Origin of the sequence: Pseudomonas chlororaphis subsp. piscium (assembly GCF_003850345.1) — a bacterium.
Taxonomy (GTDB): Bacteria; Pseudomonadota; Gammaproteobacteria; order Pseudomonadales; family Pseudomonadaceae; genus Aquipseudomonas; species Aquipseudomonas piscium.
In genome coordinates this window covers 1591448-1610146 of the sequence record NZ_CP027707.1, presented here as the reverse complement: position 1 = coordinate 1610146, position 18699 = coordinate 1591448, and the positions used below count along the sequence as shown (strand labels likewise).

At 59.9% G+C, this 18699-nt stretch carries 15 protein-coding genes and 1 tRNA gene; 6 read left to right on the top strand and 10 right to left on the bottom strand.

What is annotated here, in order from left to right; all coding sequences use genetic code 11:
- Positions 1-31 precede the first annotated feature (31 nt).
- Both C4K38_RS07375 and C4K38_RS07370 read right to left on the bottom strand, forming a co-directional pair.
- The gene (locus C4K38_RS07375) at positions 32-799 is read right to left on the bottom strand and encodes a fimbrial biogenesis chaperone (protein WP_081001442.1); all 768 of its coding nucleotides are present in this window, start codon (positions 797-799) and stop codon (positions 32-34) included.
- Positions 800-823: 24 nt separating this feature from the next.
- Complete coding sequence (locus C4K38_RS07370; RefSeq protein WP_053277826.1) at positions 824-1387, bottom strand: fimbrial protein; 564 nt, start codon at positions 1385-1387, stop codon at positions 824-826.
- A gap of 521 nt (positions 1388-1908) precedes the next feature.
- Here C4K38_RS07370 and C4K38_RS07365 point away from each other — a divergent pair.
- On the top strand, positions 1909-2538 hold the full coding sequence (locus C4K38_RS07365; protein ID WP_053277825.1) for a response regulator transcription factor: 630 nt from the start codon (positions 1909-1911) through the stop codon (positions 2536-2538).
- Positions 2539-2647: 109 nt separating this feature from the next.
- Here C4K38_RS07365 and C4K38_RS07360 read toward each other — a convergent pair whose 3' ends face one another.
- Positions 2648-3136, bottom strand: a complete 489-nt coding sequence (locus tag C4K38_RS07360) for an Hpt domain-containing protein (protein ID WP_053277824.1) — start codon at positions 3134-3136, stop codon at positions 2648-2650.
- Between the two features lie 799 nt (positions 3137-3935).
- Between C4K38_RS07360 and C4K38_RS32520 the strand changes: the two genes are divergently transcribed.
- A complete protein-coding gene (locus tag C4K38_RS32520) occupies positions 3936-6317 on the top strand; it encodes a VCBS domain-containing protein (RefSeq protein WP_231998563.1) in 2382 nt (793 codons plus the stop codon).
- A 6-nt stretch (positions 6318-6323) separates the two neighbouring features.
- A complete protein-coding gene (locus C4K38_RS32515; RefSeq protein ID WP_269458529.1) occupies positions 6324-10517 on the top strand; it encodes a beta strand repeat-containing protein in 4194 nt (1397 codons plus the stop codon).
- Between the two features lie 161 nt (positions 10518-10678).
- Here C4K38_RS32515 and C4K38_RS07350 read toward each other — a convergent pair.
- The 5 genes from C4K38_RS07350 to dapA form a co-directional block, all read right to left on the bottom strand.
- Positions 10679-10768 (bottom strand) — tRNA-Ser (locus C4K38_RS07350).
- Between the two features lie 84 nt (positions 10769-10852).
- A complete protein-coding gene (gene purC / locus C4K38_RS07345) occupies positions 10853-11563 on the bottom strand; it encodes a phosphoribosylaminoimidazolesuccinocarboxamide synthase (protein WP_007930242.1) in 711 nt (236 codons plus the stop codon).
- A gap of 28 nt (positions 11564-11591) precedes the next feature.
- Entirely contained in the window at positions 11592-12350 is a 759-nt protein-coding gene (locus C4K38_RS07340; RefSeq protein ID WP_053277823.1) for an MBL fold metallo-hydrolase, read from the bottom strand.
- 4 nt (positions 12351-12354) lie between these two features.
- On the bottom strand, positions 12355-13467 hold the full coding sequence (gene bamC / locus C4K38_RS07335) for an NlpB/DapX family lipoprotein (protein WP_053277822.1): 1113 nt from the start codon (positions 13465-13467) through the stop codon (positions 12355-12357).
- A 17-nt stretch (positions 13468-13484) separates the two neighbouring features.
- Complete coding sequence (gene dapA, locus C4K38_RS07330) at positions 13485-14363, bottom strand: 4-hydroxy-tetrahydrodipicolinate synthase (protein ID WP_038581455.1); 879 nt, start codon at positions 14361-14363, stop codon at positions 13485-13487.
- Between the two features lie 327 nt (positions 14364-14690).
- Between dapA and C4K38_RS07320 the strand changes: the two genes are divergently transcribed.
- Positions 14691-15251 (top strand): glycine cleavage system transcriptional repressor, encoded by a 561-nt coding sequence (locus C4K38_RS07320; RefSeq protein ID WP_053277821.1) that lies wholly within the window; start codon positions 14691-14693, stop codon positions 15249-15251.
- 10 nt (positions 15252-15261) lie between these two features.
- On the top strand, positions 15262-15735 hold the full coding sequence (locus C4K38_RS07315) for a peroxiredoxin (RefSeq protein WP_053277820.1): 474 nt from the start codon (positions 15262-15264) through the stop codon (positions 15733-15735).
- A 72-nt stretch (positions 15736-15807) separates the two neighbouring features.
- Here C4K38_RS07315 and C4K38_RS07310 read toward each other — a convergent pair whose 3' ends face one another.
- Entirely contained in the window at positions 15808-16878 is a 1071-nt protein-coding gene (locus C4K38_RS07310; RefSeq protein WP_007930236.1) for an AI-2E family transporter, read from the bottom strand.
- Between the two features lie 41 nt (positions 16879-16919).
- The gene (locus C4K38_RS07305) at positions 16920-17159 is read right to left on the bottom strand and encodes a sulfurtransferase TusA family protein (protein ID WP_007930235.1); all 240 of its coding nucleotides are present in this window, start codon (positions 17157-17159) and stop codon (positions 16920-16922) included.
- Positions 17160-17256: 97 nt separating this feature from the next.
- Here C4K38_RS07305 and C4K38_RS07300 point away from each other — a divergent pair, with 97 nt between their 5' ends.
- Positions 17257-18690, top strand: coding sequence for a M48 family metalloprotease (locus C4K38_RS07300; protein ID WP_025805022.1), 1434 nt, complete (start codon positions 17257-17259; stop codon positions 18688-18690).
- The last annotated feature ends 9 nt before the right edge of the window (positions 18691-18699 follow it).

The following is an 18699-nucleotide window of genomic DNA, read 5'->3' as shown; positions in this document are numbered from 1 at the left end:
AGAGATGACAAAAACTGCAGGGTGAGAAAAGTTACAGGGACAACGGTTTTTCAAGTACGCGCCGTCCACCGAAGTCATTAATGACCTCGTAATGAACAGAGGCTTTCCGATAAGTCTGAGGAGCCTGTTCAGGCAATGGGAAAAACCCGCTACTGAATGGCGCGATCATTTCATCTTTAACTGCAACCCTTCGCCCATCCAGGGCAACTTCGATCTTGCCGAAAGACACGTAATACGCCGTCGGATTGCTTACCTGAACTCCCAGGCGATTCTCGACTTTGCCTTTTCCATCCGGATGACTGGCTTGCTTGAATTGCCAATCGAGTTTGTTCGCCACCAAGTCCACATCCGACTTCAAGTTCTTGGGTCGAAAGAACACTTTGATTCGGGTTCTGAAGGTAAACTGTAAGACATTTTCATCGACTTCCTTGCGCGGAGGCGTTTCCAGTACATTGAGCCAGAACAAGGATTCCCGATCTTCTGTAAGTTCTTCACCCGTGTAGGAAATACGCAGTGAAGCTGAACTATCCGGATCCAGGCGAATCACCGCAGGGGACACCAAAAATGGAACTTTCATTTCCTCTGGCCCTTTAGTTGAATCACCATCATCAATCCAACTTTGGGCCAATGAAGCAGAAGCACCGGTGTTGTTCATTTTTATTGTAACTTCACGAGCATCCGACGGATAAACCAACCGAGTGCCCTGGATGACTACCGACGCCTGTGCGGTTCCAGAACATACGCCCAAGAACATGACGCCGAGAACGAAAGAAGAAAAAATACGCGCTTTCGGCGTCATGAATCACTCCTCGGGCGCTTGCCTTTACTTATACGACAGGGTGTATCGAACGAAGGAGTTACCCGAACCCGCACCAACGGTGGCGGCGGTCGCAACATAGTTCGCCTTGAACTTGAGGGTTGCCGTGTTGCCTGCAACGGTGGCGAGTTGTGGCGTGGCTTCCGACTGACCGAGTGGGACTTTCGTACCAGCCGCGACATCGTCGTTGAACACCTGGATCTGCACACCGGTGGCAGGCGCGGCGCCGATCAGCTTGAGGTTCCCGGTCACCACGTCGACGTTACCCACCTGGTCAAAATCAACGACGACCTTGGTTCCATTGGCACATTGCGCGCCGGACAGTACCAACGCGAACTTCTCGAACGGAGAAGCATCGCCAATGGCCTTGAAGATCGAAGGAGAGATGCGCCCCAGTTCCACGTTGGTGATGTTGTTTTCACCCGGTGCCTGGCCGTTGATATTGCAAGTCACGTCAGAGATGCTGCCAGAGAAGTTAACCACGCCATCAGTGGCATGAGATAACGAAGGAACAAGTGCAGCAAGCATCAAGCTGGAAGTTACCAGGGATAGTAAAGATGTGCGTTTCATGTGATTTCCTTGTTCACGTTGATCGGCAAAAGAAGTGCAATCAGTTTGATCGTCCTCCCGGTTCAGCCATGACCAAATCGCGCCAGCCATAGCAGCCCAAGCCTCTCTCATTCAAAGTCTAAGTCGATGGGTCGACAACAATAGCAAGCTCCTTTAGGTGCCCCATGAAGAACACCCAAAGGAAGCCGTAGCTTACCGATCAACCTTCGAATTTGAATTGAGAGACGGCCGAAGCACCCATCAGAAATATCTTAATAAACCGCCCATTGATTTCGTCTTTACTTATGAGACAAGACTGTGTACTTCTTCAACGCGTTGCGTGTTAGCTGAACTCTACCAAGTGCTCGCGTCGCAGTAGCCTGAACCAGGCCAACTAGCTACTCAATAAAAAATGAAAGGAGTCTACCCGCTGGCCTGCGCAATGAGCGCCGACAAAAAGGCCCAACCTCAATGAGAAGAATTGAATATAGAGAGTAAAAATATAAAACCTACACGCATAACCAATATAGAGAGAGCACACTATGGGATCCATAGTCATAGTCGACGACCACCCCCTGGTCAGGGTTGCATTGAAAGTCATACTTGAACGTAACGGGCACCATATCGTCGCCGAGGCAGACAATGGCGTCGACGCCATTCAAGTTGTTCGCACACATAAACCGGATCTGGTGATACTTGACCTCGATCTACCGCAATTGGACGGCTTATCCGTACTCACTCATTTCAAGGCAAATAACTTCCTGGTAAAAACGCTGATATTGACGTCCAGCGACTCGAAGAACTTTGCCGTACGTTGCTTGCATGGGGGCGCAGCAGGCTTCATCTGCAAGGACGAAGCGCTGGATGAGGTGGGAGACGCAGTGAAAGCATTGTTATCAGGGCATACCTATTTCCCTGAAAGTTCTCTGCTCCTATTGCAGGAAAGCATTCACACCAACCAGATGCAAAGCATTGCCGCCTCCCAGCTGACCAACAGGGAAATCACCACATTAAGGTTATTGGCGCAGGGTCTTAACAATAGGGAGATTGCAGCGACTCTGCTTATCAGCCACAAAACGGTCAGCACTTACAAAGTAAGACTCTTGAAGAAATTCAACACCACCAACCTTCTGGCCCTGATTGAAATAGCCAGGCAGAAAGGAATCATATAGGCCTCTTGCGAAACCCAGCAGCGCATGGACATCTGTCCGTTCCAGAATCAGCGTCTTATCGGTTTTGCGACGGGACATCGAGCACGACGCTCTTAGAGCAGCAGAGGAATCAGCGCTCACGAGGCAGTTCTCTCAGATTGATTGGCCCATCATCCTGTATGGCTACAAGACAGATGTCCTTGAGGTTGAGCAACGCCTGCTCGACCAGCTGCGCCCTTTCCAACAGCACCGGCCAGGCCCCTGCGATACTGACTTCCCTCAGTTGCTGGCAGCTGGAAATCAGCGGCTGGTACTTCAGCACACAAGCTGCACCCGCCATTTTGTGGCACAGCCTGGCAAGGGCTTGCCGATCGTTTTGTTCGCAGTACGCCCGCAACAGCTCAAGGTCTTTGAGCTGGTAGGTCCTTACATCGTCGATGAGCCGTCGGGCGATTTGCTCATTGTCGCCAGCAAGGTCCATGAGCCTGCCAAGCACCTCTAGCAACGACACGGCGGAACCGACCCGGATAGCCTGAAGCACCTCGTCATCCGCACCCACGTCCGCATTGAAACCTGCCGCCTCCGGCGTTGCACCGGCCTGTACATCCTGCCTATTCATATCCGCCTCCCTGCCTCACCTGAATATGCCGCGGCCCGTTCACTGAATAGGGGTCAGGCTAGGCAAAACTCCTTGGAGCGAATATCAGACATTTCTCAAAGCGTTGGACAGGCAACTTTGTTCAGGGCGCCACTCCCCAGACACTGAAGTCCAGGCAGCATGAAAAAAGCCCGCCAGAAAAATGCTCTGGCGGACTTTTTTAACCGCTGACGCTGCAACTTGCGGCTGTCCAGCACCGGCATGACCCAGCCAGCCCTTGTCGCACAAGGGTTTCAGCTCATCGAGCCGCGCCAGTGCTGGGTGCCTGCGAGCATTTCGCCAAAAACACATCGACATAATATTGACACCAAAACACCCGCCCGTCGGAATATTGGCACTTCGTACTGTTACTCCCGGTTAACACCTTTACAAGGCCTGACCCCACAACTAAACAACTATCAAACTGATATCAGGAAAGGCCGTATCCCTGAATCAGAACGATCCCAAGACAAGGCTTCATCCAGCCATTACTTCAGGAGTCCCTTTCATATGGGCGCTCTCAGGCTATTGCGCACCATGCGCAGCGCAGCCCCAGGCTTGGGCCCATGTTCGCCCGACCGCTCCTGCGATTCGCTTTTCAAGTACGGCGAACTTCTTCACCTGCACGCCACCGGCGTCCCTCTTCCGGCAGGCCCAGACGGCCGACGATGTCCGGGATCAGCTCGCACCGCTCCTTGACACCCTGAGCGGTACAAGCATGGGACTTCGTCCTGTCAGCAGGACCTGGCGATTCTAAAAAAAGCATTCTCGGGAGAAAGACATGGCTACCACCACAACGACCAGCGGCGGCACCACAACCTCGTTTTCCAATACACCGCAGGCGCAGGACGACATTTTCACTACAGGTGTCATTGGCACGAGCAGCGCGGCCATCACTGAAGACCTGCTGGGGATCGTGTATCTGGACGTCATGTCCAACGACCTGGGCGGCAACGCCAAGACACTCTGGTCACTCGATAACGCGACCAGCCTTTCTACTGCCACCAAGGTTTATGCTCCGGCCGATCTCCTGCTCCAGGACACGAGCAGAGTCGAGGCGACGAGTTCTGACACCAGCTTCAATGGCGCAAAAATCTGGATTACGTCGGATGGAAAAGTCGGCTACGACGCCGCGACCTTATCGACTGCTTTCAAGGCGCAACTTCAGGCGCTTGCTGCCGGAACGTCCCTGACAGACAGCTTTACGTACGCGATTCGTCTCGGCAATGGCACGCTCAGCTGGGCCACTGCGCAGGTGCAATTTGCAGGTGCGAATGACAGCGTGACGATGAGCCTTGGCGCACAGGCCGGTACCGTAACCGAAGATGCGGCCACGACATCGAGCCCGACCGACTCGCACAGCGCGACGGGCACGATTGCCTTTAACGATGTCGATCTGAGCGACACGCATACCGCCTCTTTCAAGGCGGCGCCAGGCAATGCCACAGCGCTGGGCAACTTCGCCCTCGCTTCGGTGACTGAAGCCGCCAATGCGGCCAACGGCACCGTCAACTGGACTTATGCCTTGAATAACGCGGCAGCCCAGTCCCTGGCCCAGGGTCAGACGGCCAGCGAAACTTATGTGGTCACCGTCAGTGACGGGCATGGCTCGTCGACAACGCAGAATGTGACCATCACCATCACGGGTACCAACGACCAGGTGCAGATCACCAGCGGCGTGCAGGCCGGAGATGCCAAGGAAGACAGCGGCGACTACGCTGCCAGCGGCAACATCACCTTTACCGACGCCGACCTGATCGACACCCACAGCGTTACCGTCACGCCGGGCGCTTCCGGCTACCTGGGCAGCTTCACTACAGACCCGCTGAACGACAGCACCGGCACGGGCAGCGGCTCGCTGGGCTGGCACTTCGCGGTAGACAACGCCGCCCTGCAGTTCCTGGGCGAAGGCCAGACCCTCACCCAGACCTATAACGTGGCGATCGGCGACGGCGCGGTGCAGACCGTGACCATTACCATCACCGGCACCAACGACCGGCCGACGCTGACGATTGCCGACACTACCGGAGCGATGAACGAAGGCAACGGCACCGCCACATTGAGCGACAGCGGCGCCCTGAGCTTTGCCGACCTGGACAACATCGACGTGGTGACCGTGTCGCACACCGCCAACGGCAACATCGCCTGGAGCGGTGGCACACTCAATGCGGGCGTGGCTTCGGCACTGGTCGCCGGCTTCTCGGTCGATCAGAACAGCTGGGACTACAGCAGCAGCCAGAACCTCGACTTCCTCGGCGCCGGTGAAACCATCACCTTCTCGTACAGGGTGGTCGCCACCGACAACAGCGGCGCGGCAAACGCGGCTTCAGCGACGCAGACCGTCACCATCACCATTACCGGCAGCAACGATGCACCGGTACTCAACTTCGCCACCGGCAACGATGCCGGCACCGTGAAGGAAGACACCACCCTTAGCATTAGCGGCCAATTCAGCTCGGCCGACATCGACCACGATGCCACGGCCACCTGGAGCATCGTTGGGGCAAACACCGGCAGCTATGGCTCGATCATCGTGGACAGCACCGGCCAGTGGACATACACCCTGGCCAACGGCACTGATGGCGTTGCCAGTGCGGTGCAATCGCTGAAGGCTGGCGAAAGTCATGATGAGGTGTTCAGCATGCAGGTCAGCGATGGCCTCGGAGGCGTCGATACCCAGCTAGTGACCGTTACCGTCACCGGCAGCAACGACGCGCCGGTGATCAGCGTCGCCACCGGCAACGATGCCGGCACCGTGAAGGAAGACACCACCCTCAGCGTCAGCGGTCAATTCAGCTCGGCCGATATCGACCACGATGCCACCGCCAGCTGGAGCATCAATGGCTCGCCAACTGGCAGCTACGGTTCGATTGCTGTGGACAGCAGCGGCCAGTGGACCTACACCCTGGCCAACGGCACCGATGGCGTTTCCAGTTCGGTGCAATCGCTCAAGGCGGGCGAAAGTCATGACGAAGTGTTCAGTGTTCAGGTCAGCGATGGCCTCGGCGGCGTGGATACCCAGTTGGTGACCGTTACCGTCACCGGTACCAACGACGCCGCCGTGCTGTCCTCGGCCAGCGTCACGCTGAGCGAAACCAATGCTCCGCTAACCACCGGCGGCAGCCTGACCGTCAGCGATATCGACAGCCCGGAAAGCTTCTAGGCGCAAATCGACACCGCCGGCAACTACGGCAAGTTCTCCATCGGCACCGGCGGTGCCTGGACCTATGTCGCCGACTCCGCCCACAACGAGTTCGCCGCCGGCACCACCTACACCGACACCTTCGCGGTGAGCAGTGCCGATGGCACCCTCACTTCGGTCACTGTGCATATCCTCGGCACCAACGATGCCGCCGTGCTGTCCACCGGCATCGCCAACCTCACCGAGACCAATGCCGCCGTCGACATCTCCACCGCCGGCACCCTGACCATCAGCGACGTCGACAGCGCCGCGACCTTCGTCGCCCAAACCAACACCGCCGGCAACTACGGCAAGTTCTCCATTGGCACCGGCGGTGCCTGGACCTATGTCGCCGATACCGCGCACAACGAGTTCGCCGTCGGCACCACCTACACCGACACCTTCGCGGTAAGCAGTGCCGACGGCACCCTCACCTCGGTCACGGTGCATATCGCCGGCACCAATGATGCGGCCGTGCTGTCCGCCGATATCGCCAACCTCACCGAGACCAATGCTGCCGTCGACATCTCAACCGCCGGTACCCTGACCATCAGCGACGTCGACAGCGCCGCAACCTTCGTCGCCCAAACCAACACTGCCGGCAACTACGGCAAGTTCTCCATCGGCACCGGTGGTGCCTGGACCTATGTCGCCGATACCGCGCACAACGAGTTCGCCGTCGGCACCACCTACACCGACACCTTCGCGGTAAACAGTGCCGACGGCACCCTCACCTCGGTCACGGTGCATATCGCCGGCACCAATGATGCGGCCGTGCTGTCCGCCGATATCGCCAACCTCACCGAGACCAATGCCGCCGTCGACATCTCCACCGCCGGCACCCTGACCATCAGCGACGTCGACAGCGCCGCAACCTTCGTCGCGCAGACCAATACCGCCGGCAACTACGGCAAGTTCTCCATCGGCACCGGCGGCGCCTGGACCTACACCGCCGACTCCGCCCACAATGAGTTCGCCGCCGGCACCACCTACACCGATACCTTCGCGGTGAGCAGTGCCGATGGCACCCTCACTTCGGTCACTGTGCATATTCTCGGCACCAACGATGCCGCCGTGCTGTCCGCTAGCATCGCCAACCTCACCGAGACCGATGCCGCCGTCGACATCTCCACCACCGGCACCCTGACCATCAGCGACGTCGACAGCTCCGCAATCTTCGTCGCCCAAACCAACACCGTCGGCAGCTACGGCAAGTTCTCCATCGGCACCGGCGGTGTCTGGACCTACGTCGCCGATACCGCGCACAACGAGTTCGCCGCTGGCACCACCTACACCGACACCTTCGCGGTGAGCAGTGCCGATGGCACCCCCACCTCGGTCACGGTGCATATCGCCGGCAGCAATGACTTGCCGACTATCACCTCCAACGGCGGTGGTGCGACAGCTTCGGTCAACCTGGCGGAGAACAGCACAGCAGTCACGACAGTGGCGGCGACCGATGTTGATCTACCGGCACAAACGCTGAGCTACAGCATCGTCGGCGGAGCGGATGCCACGAAGTTCTCGATCGCTTCAGGCACAGGCGCGCTGAGCTTTATCTCTGCCCCCAACTTTGAAGCGCCGACCGATTCGGGAACGAACAACGTTTATGACGTGATTGTGCGGGCGTCGGACGGCACGCTGTTTGACGACCAGGCGATCGCGGTAACCGTGACGGGCGTCAACGACAACAGCCCGGTGATCACCTCCAACGGCGGTGGTACGACGGCTTCGGTCAATGTGGCGGAGAACACCACGGCAGTCACCACGGTGGTAGCGACCGATGCCGATCTACCCGCGCAGACGCTGAGCTACTCGATCCTGAATACGGCCGGGACGGACTTCGGCAAATTCTCGATCAGTGCGAGCGGAGTGCTGACGTTCAATTCGGCGCCCGATTACGAGAATCCCCAGGATATCGGTGGTACCGGCGGCGACAATGCCTACGTCGTGGACGTTCAGGTGGCCGACGGCAATGGCGGAACCGACACGCAGACCATTACGGTAAACGTGCAGAACGTCGTCGAGACGCCAATCGATAGCGTGCCGCCAACGGTGACAGTGACAGGGACAGCCTTAGGCGGTTCGATTGGCTCGACGTCGACGGTCACATTCCAGTTCAGTGAGACGGTGAGCGGCTTCAACCTCTCGGATGTCTCGGTGACTACGACGAGCGGAACGCCCCGCGGAACCTTCAGTAACTTTACCCAGGTTGATGGCGATACCTACACAGCGACGCTGACCAGAACGCAGGGCGGTAGCGTGAAAGTCGACGTTGCCGCGAACAGCTACACCGACCTGGCGGGTAATCCTGGTGCTGCCGGGAGCAGTGCAAACCTTCCGGCAGGCGTTGCCGGCGAGCCCATCAACCTGGCCCTCAACATTCCACTGGCCGAGATTAACGGCCCCGTAACAGTGGCCATCAGCGGCGTTCCTTCGGGGTGGGTGTTCAATGCAGGAACCGACAATGGCGACGGTACCTGGACCGTGCAGACCAACGATCCCGGCGCCTTGACCGTGACAGCCCCAGGCGACTTCGCGGGCGCGTTGGTGCTTGATGTCAACCTGTACTGGAGCAACAGTGACGGCAGCACCGCAAGCGCCTACGTGTTCAACAACGTCGAAGTCTATGCCCCAGGCTCGCCGATCTTCGCCTTGTCCGCTGACGATAACCTGAGCGGCTCGTCCGGTGCCGACACGTTCGTCTTCGCCCAGCCGATCGGCAACAACCAGATCTACAATTTCGACGTCGCGGCGGACAAGATCGACTTGATCGGCTTCACAGGCGCCACCACCTTCGCTGACTTGAGCATCACCAACGATGCAAACGGCAATGCCCTGGTCAGCATCGGCTCCGGCCAGACGGTCACCCTCAGAGGTGTCGATGCGGCGGACCTGGGCGAAGCGAACTTCCAGTTCGATGTGGACCCGCTCACCCACAACAGCGGCACCCTCAGTATTGCCGACGGCGCGATCATGCCGTTCGGTGGCGGCATCCATAACAGCGGCATCATCGAGCTCGGCTCCGCCGGCAACGAGACCAGCCTCGAGATTCTGTTCCGTGGCGCGACCTTGACCGGTGGCGGCCAGGTGCTGCTATCGGACAACGCGCAAAACGTGATTTTCGGCGGCAGCGCCGACACCGTGCTGACCAATGTCGACAACCGTATTTCCGGCGCCGGCCAGTTGGGTGGCGGGCAAATGATCCTGGCCAATGCGGGGCTGATCCTGGCGAGCGGCTTGAACAGTCTGGTACTCGACACCGGCACCCACACCATCACCAACAGCGGTGTACTGGAGTCCACCGGCACAGGCGGCATGACGGTGGCCAGCGCGGTCGAAAACACCGGCCATCTGTGGGCCAACGGTGGCGACCTGCACCTGCTGGCCGACGTGACCGGCAATGGCAGCGCGACCATCGACGGCGACGCTAGCCTGACCTTCGCCGGCGCCGCACACACCTCCGTCGCCTTCCACGGCGAAGGTGCGGGCTCGCTGGTGATCGCCCAGGCTGAAGCAGCGGGCTCGCTGGTCGGCATCCTCGGCCTCGAGAGCGATGACTTGCTGACGTTCGGCGATCTCGCGTTCGGCGCCAACACCCAGCTCAGCTACAACGCCAACGCCTCTGGCGCCGGTGGCCTGCTGACGGTGGAGGACGGCGCACATCGAGCCGAAGTGAACCTGCTGGGGCACTACTCGGCGGAAGACTTCCAGGTCACCGACGGGGGCGAAGCCGGTACCCAAGTCAGTTACCACGGCGAATCCAGCGGCACACTGGTGGGCAGCATGCTCGCGGACACGCTCAGTGGCGGCGACGGCAACGACATCATCGTGGGTCGTGGCGGCGAGGACACCCTCAGCGGCGGCGCGGGAGCCGACGTGTTCGCCTACCTCAACGCAAATGAAGGCGGTGACCATATCCTCGACTACAACTACGCCGAAGGTGACAGCGTCGACCTCTCCGCGCTGCTCAACGCCAACTTCGTCAGCGGCACCAGCCAGGTGGCCGACTTTGTCCAACTGGCGCAGTCCGGCAGCGACATCACTGTGCAGGTGGATCCCGATGGCGCCAACAATGGCAAGCACTTCGTCGATGTGGCGGTGCTAGACCACGCTATTACGCCCAGCCCCGATCTGGTGCGCACCTGGTTCGGGGAGGCCGACCATACGCTGACGGCGTGATGCATTGGGCTGGAGCTGACTGGGAGGGTAAATATGCTCGATGTGAATCGAGTGCCCCCTCGAAATCCGAATGGGGGAACAAGCGGGGGAATAAAAACAGCCAGAAACGACGAAACCCCTGAAAACTTTAACGTTTTCAGGGGCTTCGGCTACTTCAATAATGGCGGAGAGATAGGGATTCGAACCCTAGGTACCCGCGAAGGTACAACGGATTTCGAATCCGTCCCATTCGGCCACTCTGGCATCTCTCCAACGGCGCGCATCATAACAGCACCTTTGCCCGAAGCGAAGCCCCTCGAGCAAATTTTTTCCGTGCTATCAGTCGGTTGCGTCGATTACAGCGGTACGCCCAGACGGTTTGCGACTTCTTCGTAGGCTTCGATCACATCACCGAGGCCCTGACGGAAGCGGTCCTTGTCCATCTTCTTGCGGGTTTCCTTGTCCCACAGGCGGCAGCCATCCGGGCTGAACTCGTCGCCCAGGACGATCTGGCCGTGGAATACGCCGAACTCCAGCTTGAAGTCCACCAGCAGCAGGCCGGCGTCGTCGAACAGCTTGCTCAGGACTTCGTTGACCTTGAGCGACAGTTCTTTCATGCGCGCCAGTTGCTCGGCGGTGCCCCAGCCGAACGCCACGACGTGGGACTCGTTGATGAACGGGTCGCCCTTGGCGTCGTCCTTCAGGAACAGTTCGAAGGTGTAAGGGTTGAGTTTCAGGCCCTCTTCCACACCCAGGCGCTTGACCAGGCTGCCGGCGGCGTAATTACGCACGACGCACTCAACCGGAATCATGTCCAGCTTCTTCACCAGGCACTCGTTGTCGCCCAGCAGTTTGTCGAATTGGGTCGGCACGCCGGCCTCTTCGAGCTTCTGCATGATGAAGGCGTTGAACTTGTTGTTCACCATGCCTTTGCGATCGAGCTGCTCGATACGCTTGCCGTCGAACGCCGAGGTGTCGTTGCGAAACAGCAGGACCAGGCGGTCGGCGTCGTCGGTCTTGTAAACCGATTTGGCTTTGCCACGGTAGAGTTCTTCACGTTTTTCCATGATGGGCTCCGCTTGCTAAGTAGGTGGGCTAGGCGATGTGTCGCCAGTCGAGCCCTGAATCTTGATCGGCCAGTTGCAGCCAGTCCGGGTCGCACCCGAGGGTGTCGACAAAACATTGCCGGGCCAGCTGCGGCAGGTTGTTCTTGCTGCTGAGATGGGCCAGTACCAGATGCTGCAGGTCCTGCCAGCCCAACTCGGCCACCAGGCTTGCGGCCTGATGGTTGTTCAAATGTCCCATTTCCCCACCGACCCGCTGCTTGAGGAAATACGGGTAGTAACCTCGGGCCAGCATGTCGCGGCAGTGATTGGCCTCGATCATCAAGGCATCCAGCCCGCGATAGCGGTCGATCACCGTCTCGCAGTAGGAACCCAGGTCGGTCAGCAGGCCGAAACGCCGCTGGCCGTCACTGAACACGTACTGCACGGGTTCCAGCGCATCGTGGGCGACGCGGGTCACGTCGATGCTCAAGGCACCGACCTGAAGCGTCTCGCCCCCGGCGAGAAAACCCGCGGCTTCCACCGGTTTGCGCATCCCGCGCAAGGTGCCGCGACTGAGATAGACCGGTAAATTGTAGCGCCGAGACAGCAAACCCACGCCATGCACGTGGTCGGCATGTTCGTGGGTTACCAGAATCGCGCTCAGCTGCGCGGGGGCTACCCCCAGGCGCAGCAGGCGCCGCTCGGTTTCGCGCAAGGAGAAACCACAATCCACCAGGACGTAAGTGTCGTCACTGGCTATCAGCGTGCCATTCCCTTGACTACCACTGCCGAGAACGGCGAAACGCATCGGATCAGCCCAGGTTGTCCTGAATCACAGTCAACACTTTGCGCGCCACTTCAGGCGGAGCAACGGTGTTGATGTCTTTCTCGACGGTGACCTGGACGTTGTCGCCCACCTTGCTCAGGCGAACCTGATAACGCTCGGCGCGGGCTTCGATTTCTTCCTTGGCCGGCGCGCTGCCGAACAACTTGCCGAAGAAGCCCGGCTCGTCGTTTTTCTTCTCGGCTTTTTCCGCCAGGTTGATGTAGTACAGGCCCAGGCTGCGGTTGATGTCCTCAACCCGCCACTCGCCCTGTTCCAGGGCGCGGCCGACGCTCGACCAGGCACGGTCGAGGTCTTCGCCAAGGTTGAGCACCACGTTGCCGCTGCCGTCTTCGGTGAGGCTGACACGGCTAGGGGTATCGAAATCACGCGCGGCCAGCAGGGAGACCGAACCGCCCTTCTCGGCGCTGCGGCTCATGCTGGCGAGCATTTCGTCGACCAGCGCGGCATCCAGGCTGGTGTTGACCGAGCGGTTGGTGAAATCGACGCTGGACGTGCTGCCGACAGGACGCTCGGCGCTGACCACGTAGACTTCACTGGTATTGCGCTGCACGCCTGGCTCGATACGCACCCGCACGCGGGTTTCGTTATCGGCCGAACCTACGCTGCCCAGGCGCTTGGCCATGGATGCGGAGAGCTCGTCGGAACGCTGCCAGGCGGTGGTGAACTCGCCGGTTTGCGGGCGTTGTTCGTCAATACGGAAACCGTTGTCCTGGAAGAACTGCATGGCCACCGGCCAGACTTCGGCCGGGGCGTGCTGGGCCATGACCCAACGCGCATCGCCACTCTTCTGCAGGGTGTAGTCGCTGGCATCGGCCACCGAGCCCAACGGCTGCGGACGCGGCACGATGTATTCGCCCTTGACGGTGTCGTCGGCCACGTTGCGCGGAATCGGCAACAGCGGATCAAGGCGTTTGGAGGTGCTGACATCCGACGGCAGTTGCATCGGTGCGGTCTGTTGCGCTTGCAGGTAATCGCTGCCGCGGTCACGGAAGTAGCCTTCCGGCCCCCAGATCCAACCGCAGCCACTGGTGCTGGAGATAATCAAGGCAAGTGCGGAAAGTCCGGCCAATCGCTTCATGCGTAGTACTTCCTCAATTAAACCAATACGCCGGACTGGCGCATGGCCTGCCGCAGCGGTTCGTGACAGGCAGCACTGAGCCAGGTGAGCGGCAGACGGATACCGTTCGCCATCAAGCCCATCTCGCACAGGGCCCATTTCACGGGAATAGGGTTGGATTCGATAAACAGAGTCTTGTTGAGCGGCATCAGCTTCTCGTGGATCGCCCGGGCGGTGACGGCATCGCCACGCATCGCGGCGGCGCACATCTCGCTCATGGCTTTTGGCGCCACGTTGGCGGTCACCGAAATATTGCCCTTGCCGCCCAGCAGGATCAGCTCGACGGCGGTTGCGTCATCGCCGGAGTACACCAGGAAGTCGCTGCTCACGCCGGCCAGGATGTCCTTGGCGCGCTGCAGGTCGCCGGTGGCTTCCTTGATGCCGATGATGTTCGGCACGGTCGACAGGCGGATCACGGTCTCGGCCTTCATGTCGCAAGCAGTGCGACCCGGCACGTTATAGAGGATCTGCGGGATATCGACGGCTTCGGCAATGGCGCGGAAATGCTGATACAGGCCTTCTTGCGTCGGCTTGTTGTAATAAGGGGTCACCAGCAGGCACGCGTCGGCACCGGCGATCTTCGCGTTGGTGGTCAACTCGATCGCCTCGCGTGTCGAGTTCGCGCCGGTACCGGCGATCACCGGGATACGCCCTGCAACCTGAGCGACCACGCGACGAATCACTTCGATGTGTTCGTTCACATCGAGGGTAGCCGACTCACCTGTAGTGCCGACCGCCACAATGGCGTTGGTGCCCTCTTGCAGGTGGAAGTCCACCAGTTTGCTCAGGCTGTCCCAGTCGAGACGACCCTGTGCATCCATGGGTGTGACCAGTGCCACCATACTGCCCGCAATCATGCAACCGCTCCTGCCGGAAAAAGAGAGCGGTAATGGTACTGGCGCCAAGATGCTTGCACAAGCGAAGTACCGCGCGGCGAGCATTCCCCTGAGCGATGTATTTCGCTACCCTTCAGACTTTGATCGGTACTGCTAAGCTTGTACGCCGGGTTCCAGCCTCCCTTTTCGGCATCCGAAGCCCCAATCCCGCGTTGCCGCCCTTCGCTCTCGCCTTTTATGGAGCTCGTCGCAACCTGGCGGTTCAGGGCTTCTGAAACCGCATCCGGATGTTTACCCAGTACTCGAGCCCGCAAAAGTATCGACCGCTCATCGCTTTAGGAATGCTGCATGTCCACCCCCACAGTCCGCGAACAATTCCTTGTCATCAGTGCCCTCGGCGCCAACCCCATGGAGCTGACCAACGTCCTGTGCCGCGCCAGCCATGAAAACCGCTGCGCCGTGGTGACCTCCCGCCTGACCCGCCACGGCGAGTGCAGCGCGCTGGTCCTGGAGGTTTCCGGCAGCTGGGATGCCCTGGCGCGCCTGGAGGCCGGCCTGCCGTCGCTGGCGAAGAAATACGCCTTCACCGTCAATGTGGTGCGCAGCGCGGCCCTGGAAAACCGCCCGCAGGCCCTGCCTTATGTGGCTTACGTCAGCGCCGCCTACCGCCCGGACATCGTCAATGAACTGTGCCAGTTCTTCATCGATCATCATGTCGAGCTGGAAAGCCTGACCTGCGATACCTATCAGGCCCCGCAGACCGGCGGCACCATGCTCAACGCCACCTTTACCGTGACCTTGCCGGCCGGCACCCAGATCAGCTGGCTGCGCGATCAGTTCCTGGACTTCGCCGACGCAATGAATCTCGATGCGTTGATCGAACCTTGGCGCCCACAGAACCCAATGTAAGGAAGCCCCAATGGCCGTTGCCATCGACCAAGCTGTTGCCAACTTTGAAGCCCCGGCCACCAGCGGTCAGACCGTCAGCCTCGCCGCGCTCAAGGGCAAGCAGGTGGTGATCTACTTCTATCCGAAGGACAGCACCCCGGGCTGCACCACCGAAGGCCAGGGCTTTCGTGATCAATACGCCGCGTTCAAGGCCGCCAACACCGAGGTGTTCGGCATCTCCCGCGATGGCCTGAAGTCCCACGAGAACTTCAAGTGCAAGCAGGAGTTCCCCTTCGAGCTGATCAGCGACAAGGACGAAGCCGTCTGCCAGCTGTTCGATGTGATCAAGCTGAAGAAGCTCTACGGCAAGGAATACATGGGCGTCGACCGCAGCACCTTCCTGATCGACAAGGACGGCGTGCTGCGTCAGGAATGGCGTGGCGTGAAAGTACCGGGCCACGTGGATGCGGTACTGGCTGCCGCGCAGGCGCTGAACAAGGCCTGAGCAGGGCAACCGACTAAAAAAAGGGGGCGGCTGATTCAGCCGCCCCCTTTTCGTCTCCAGAACAGAACCGCTCTACAGCAAAGGCGCCACGACCGGCTCCTTGCGTGGCCAGGCATCCAGTACCGCCTTGAACAGGGTGGCCAGGGGAATCGCAAAAAACACCCCCCAGAAGCCCCACAGCCCGCCAAACAGCAGCACCGCACAGATGATCGCCACCGGATGCAGGTTCACTGCCTCGGAGAACAGCAGCGGCACCAGCACGTTGCCGTCCAGGGTCTGAATGATCCCGTAGACCGCCATCAAATAGATGAACTGATCGCTCCAGCCCCACTGGAACAAGGCAATCAGCGCCACCGGCACGGTCACCACCACCGCCCCGACGTAGGGCACCACCACCGAAATCCCCACCAGCAGCGCCAGCAGGGCCGCGTAATTCAGCCCCAAGGCCACGAAGGCGATGTAGGTCACCCCGCCGCAAATGACGATCTCGATCACCTTGCCACGAATGTAATTGGCGATCTGCCGGTTCATTTCCTGGGCCACCCGGGTGATCAGCGCCCGCTCGCGCGGCAGGTAACCGCGCACCCACTGGCTGATCATTGCCCGATCCTTGAGGAAGAAAAACACCAGGATCGGCACCAGCACCAGATAGATCATGATGTTGACCAGCAGCGGCAGGCTGGACAGCGAAAAGGTCAGCGCCCACTGGCCGAACTTGCCGATCTCGCCGCGCGCCACCTCGATCGCCTGCAACACCTGTTCGTCAGACACCAGGTGCGGATAACGCTCCGGCAACAGCAGAAGCAGCGATTGCCACTTGGCGAGCATTCCCGGCAGCTCGTTGAACAAGGTGATCAACTGGTGCCACAGCAGCGGCACGACAACCACGATGAACACCAGCAGCAGCCCCATGAACAAGGCAAAGACCAGCCCCACCGCCGCCCCGCCAGGCAAACGCCAGCGCTCCAGGGTCAGCACCAGCCCTTGCATCAGGTAGGCCAGCACCATCCCCGCCAATACCGGCGCGAGCATGCCGCCCAGGGTCAGCACCGCGGTGAAGGCCAGGAACAACAGAACGGCCAGTACCACGGCCTCTTCATCGGAGAAGTAGCGCTGAATCCAGTCGCGTAACACTTTGAACATCAATGATCCTTAGACAGAGGCGCGATGATTTCCGGGGCGGTTCAGGCCTTCTTCAGCCAGTAACGATAGACCCCGGCTTCGTCTTCCTCGCGAAGCAAGGTATGACCGGCCAAACGGGCAAAGGTGCGAAAGTCGCGCTGGGAACCGGCATCCGTGGCGATCACCTTGAGCACCGCGCCGCTGGCCAGGCGATTGAGTTCCATCTTGGCCTTGAGCAGCGGCAGCGGGCAGTTCAGGCCGCTGGCATCGAGCTCGGCGTCGTGGGCTACAGCATCAGTCATTGCGTCACTCCGGGAGGGTCGTCGAGGTGCCTAGAATATCTGGTCCAAGGCCTGGTGTCCGGCTACAGTAGACTCTTTGTCGACTAAGGCTTTGTGCATGACTTTTTTGCGCCCTACCCTGCTGACGCTCGCTTGCCTGCTCGCCTCACCAGGCTTCGCCGACGACCTGCCGTCACTCGGTGATGCCAGTTCTGCCATTGTCTCCCCCCAACAAGAACACCAACTGGGCCGCGCCTGGCTGGCGCTGCTGCGCAGCCAGGTTTCGCAACTCAACGACCCGCAACTCAAGGATTACGTCGAAACCAGCGTCTACAAGCTGGTCGAGACCAGCCAGGTCAATGACCGGCGCCTCGAATTCATCCTGATCAACAGCCCGCAACTCAACGCCTTTGCTGCTCCAGGCGGGATTGTCGGGGTCAACGGCGGGCTGTTCCTCAACGCCCAGACCGAAGGCGAATATGCCTCGGTGCTGGCTCACGAATTGGCGCACTTGTCGCAACGCCACTTCGCCCGTGGCGTCGAGGCCTCGCAGCGCATGCAGGTGCCGATGATGGCCGCCCTGCTGGCCGGTATCGTGATCGCCGCGGCAGGCGGTGGCGACGCCGGGATCGCCGCCATTGCCGGCACCCAGGCCGCGGCCATCCAGGAACAACGGCGCTTCTCTCGGCAGAACGAGCAGGAAGCCGACCGCATTGGCATCCTCAACCTGGAAAAAGCCGGTTATGACCCGCGCTCCATGCCGACCATGTTCGAGCGTCTGATGCGCCAGTACCGCTTCGACGCCAAGCCGCCGGAGTTCTTGCTGACTCACCCGGTCACCGAATCGCGGATCGCCGACACCCGCAACCGCGCAGAACAGGCCAAGGCCGGCGGCAAGGAAGACAGCCTGCGTTATCAACTGATCCGCGCACGGGTGCAGTTGATCTACGAAGAGTCTCCCGGCATGGGCGCCAAGCGTTTCCGCGCCCAGCTCGACGAAAACCCGAAAAACGATATCGCCCGCTACGGCCTCGCCATCGCCCAGATCAAGGGCAGCCAGTTCAACGATGCCCGGGAAAACCTCAAGCAGCTGCTGGCCAAGCAGCCTAACGACATTACTTACAACCTGGCCCAGATCGACCTGGATACCGCTACCAGCCGCTTTTCCGACGCCCAGGCCCGGGTGGATAAAATGCTTGCCCAGTACCCGGGCAACTACCCATTGAACCAGGTCAGGGTCGATCTGCTGCTCAAGCAGAATCGCCCTGCGGACGCCGAAAAGGCCCTGGAAAATCTGCTCAAGACACGCTCCGACGATCCGGACGTCTGGTACTCGGTGGCGGAAACCCGTGGCCTGTCCGGCAATATCATCGGCCTGCATCAGGCGCGGGCCGAATACTTTGCCCTGGTCGGCGACTATCGCCAGGCGATCCAGCAGTTGGATTTCGCTAAACGTCGCGCCGGCAGCAATTTCCCCCTGTCTTCGCGGATCGACGCTCGTCAGCGTGAGCTGATGGACCAGGAGCAGATGGTCAAGGACATGATGCGCTGAGCCCAACCG

Bases quoted from the DNA above. Each gene is read 5' to 3' on its own strand.
- C4K38_RS07375 (WP_081001442.1), bottom strand. From the start codon at position 799: ATGACGCCGAAAGCGCGTATTTTTTCTTCTTTCGTTCTCGGCGTCATG.
- C4K38_RS07370 (WP_053277826.1), bottom strand. From the start codon at position 1,387: ATGAAACGCACATCTTTACTATCCCTGGTAACTTCCAGCTTGATGCTT.
- C4K38_RS07365 (WP_053277825.1), top strand. From the start codon at position 1,909: ATGGGATCCATAGTCATAGTCGACGACCACCCCCTGGTCAGGGTTGCA.
- C4K38_RS07360 (WP_053277824.1), bottom strand. From the start codon at position 3,136: ATGAATAGGCAGGATGTACAGGCCGGTGCAACGCCGGAGGCGGCAGGT.
- C4K38_RS32520 (WP_231998563.1), top strand. From the start codon at position 3,936: ATGGCTACCACCACAACGACCAGCGGCGGCACCACAACCTCGTTTTCC.
- purC (WP_007930242.1), bottom strand. From the start codon at position 11,563: ATGGAAAAACGTGAAGAACTCTACCGTGGCAAAGCCAAATCGGTTTAC.
- C4K38_RS07340 (WP_053277823.1), bottom strand. From the start codon at position 12,350: ATGCGTTTCGCCGTTCTCGGCAGTGGTAGTCAAGGGAATGGCACGCTG.
- bamC (WP_053277822.1), bottom strand. From the start codon at position 13,467: ATGAAGCGATTGGCCGGACTTTCCGCACTTGCCTTGATTATCTCCAGC.
- dapA (WP_038581455.1), bottom strand. From the start codon at position 14,363: ATGATTGCGGGCAGTATGGTGGCACTGGTCACACCCATGGATGCACAG.
- C4K38_RS07320 (WP_053277821.1), top strand. From the start codon at position 14,691: ATGTCCACCCCCACAGTCCGCGAACAATTCCTTGTCATCAGTGCCCTC.
- C4K38_RS07315 (WP_053277820.1), top strand. From the start codon at position 15,262: ATGGCCGTTGCCATCGACCAAGCTGTTGCCAACTTTGAAGCCCCGGCC.
- C4K38_RS07310 (WP_007930236.1), bottom strand. From the start codon at position 16,878: ATGTTCAAAGTGTTACGCGACTGGATTCAGCGCTACTTCTCCGATGAA.
- C4K38_RS07305 (WP_007930235.1), bottom strand. From the start codon at position 17,159: ATGACTGATGCTGTAGCCCACGACGCCGAGCTCGATGCCAGCGGCCTG.
- C4K38_RS07300 (WP_025805022.1), top strand. From the start codon at position 17,257: ATGACTTTTTTGCGCCCTACCCTGCTGACGCTCGCTTGCCTGCTCGCC.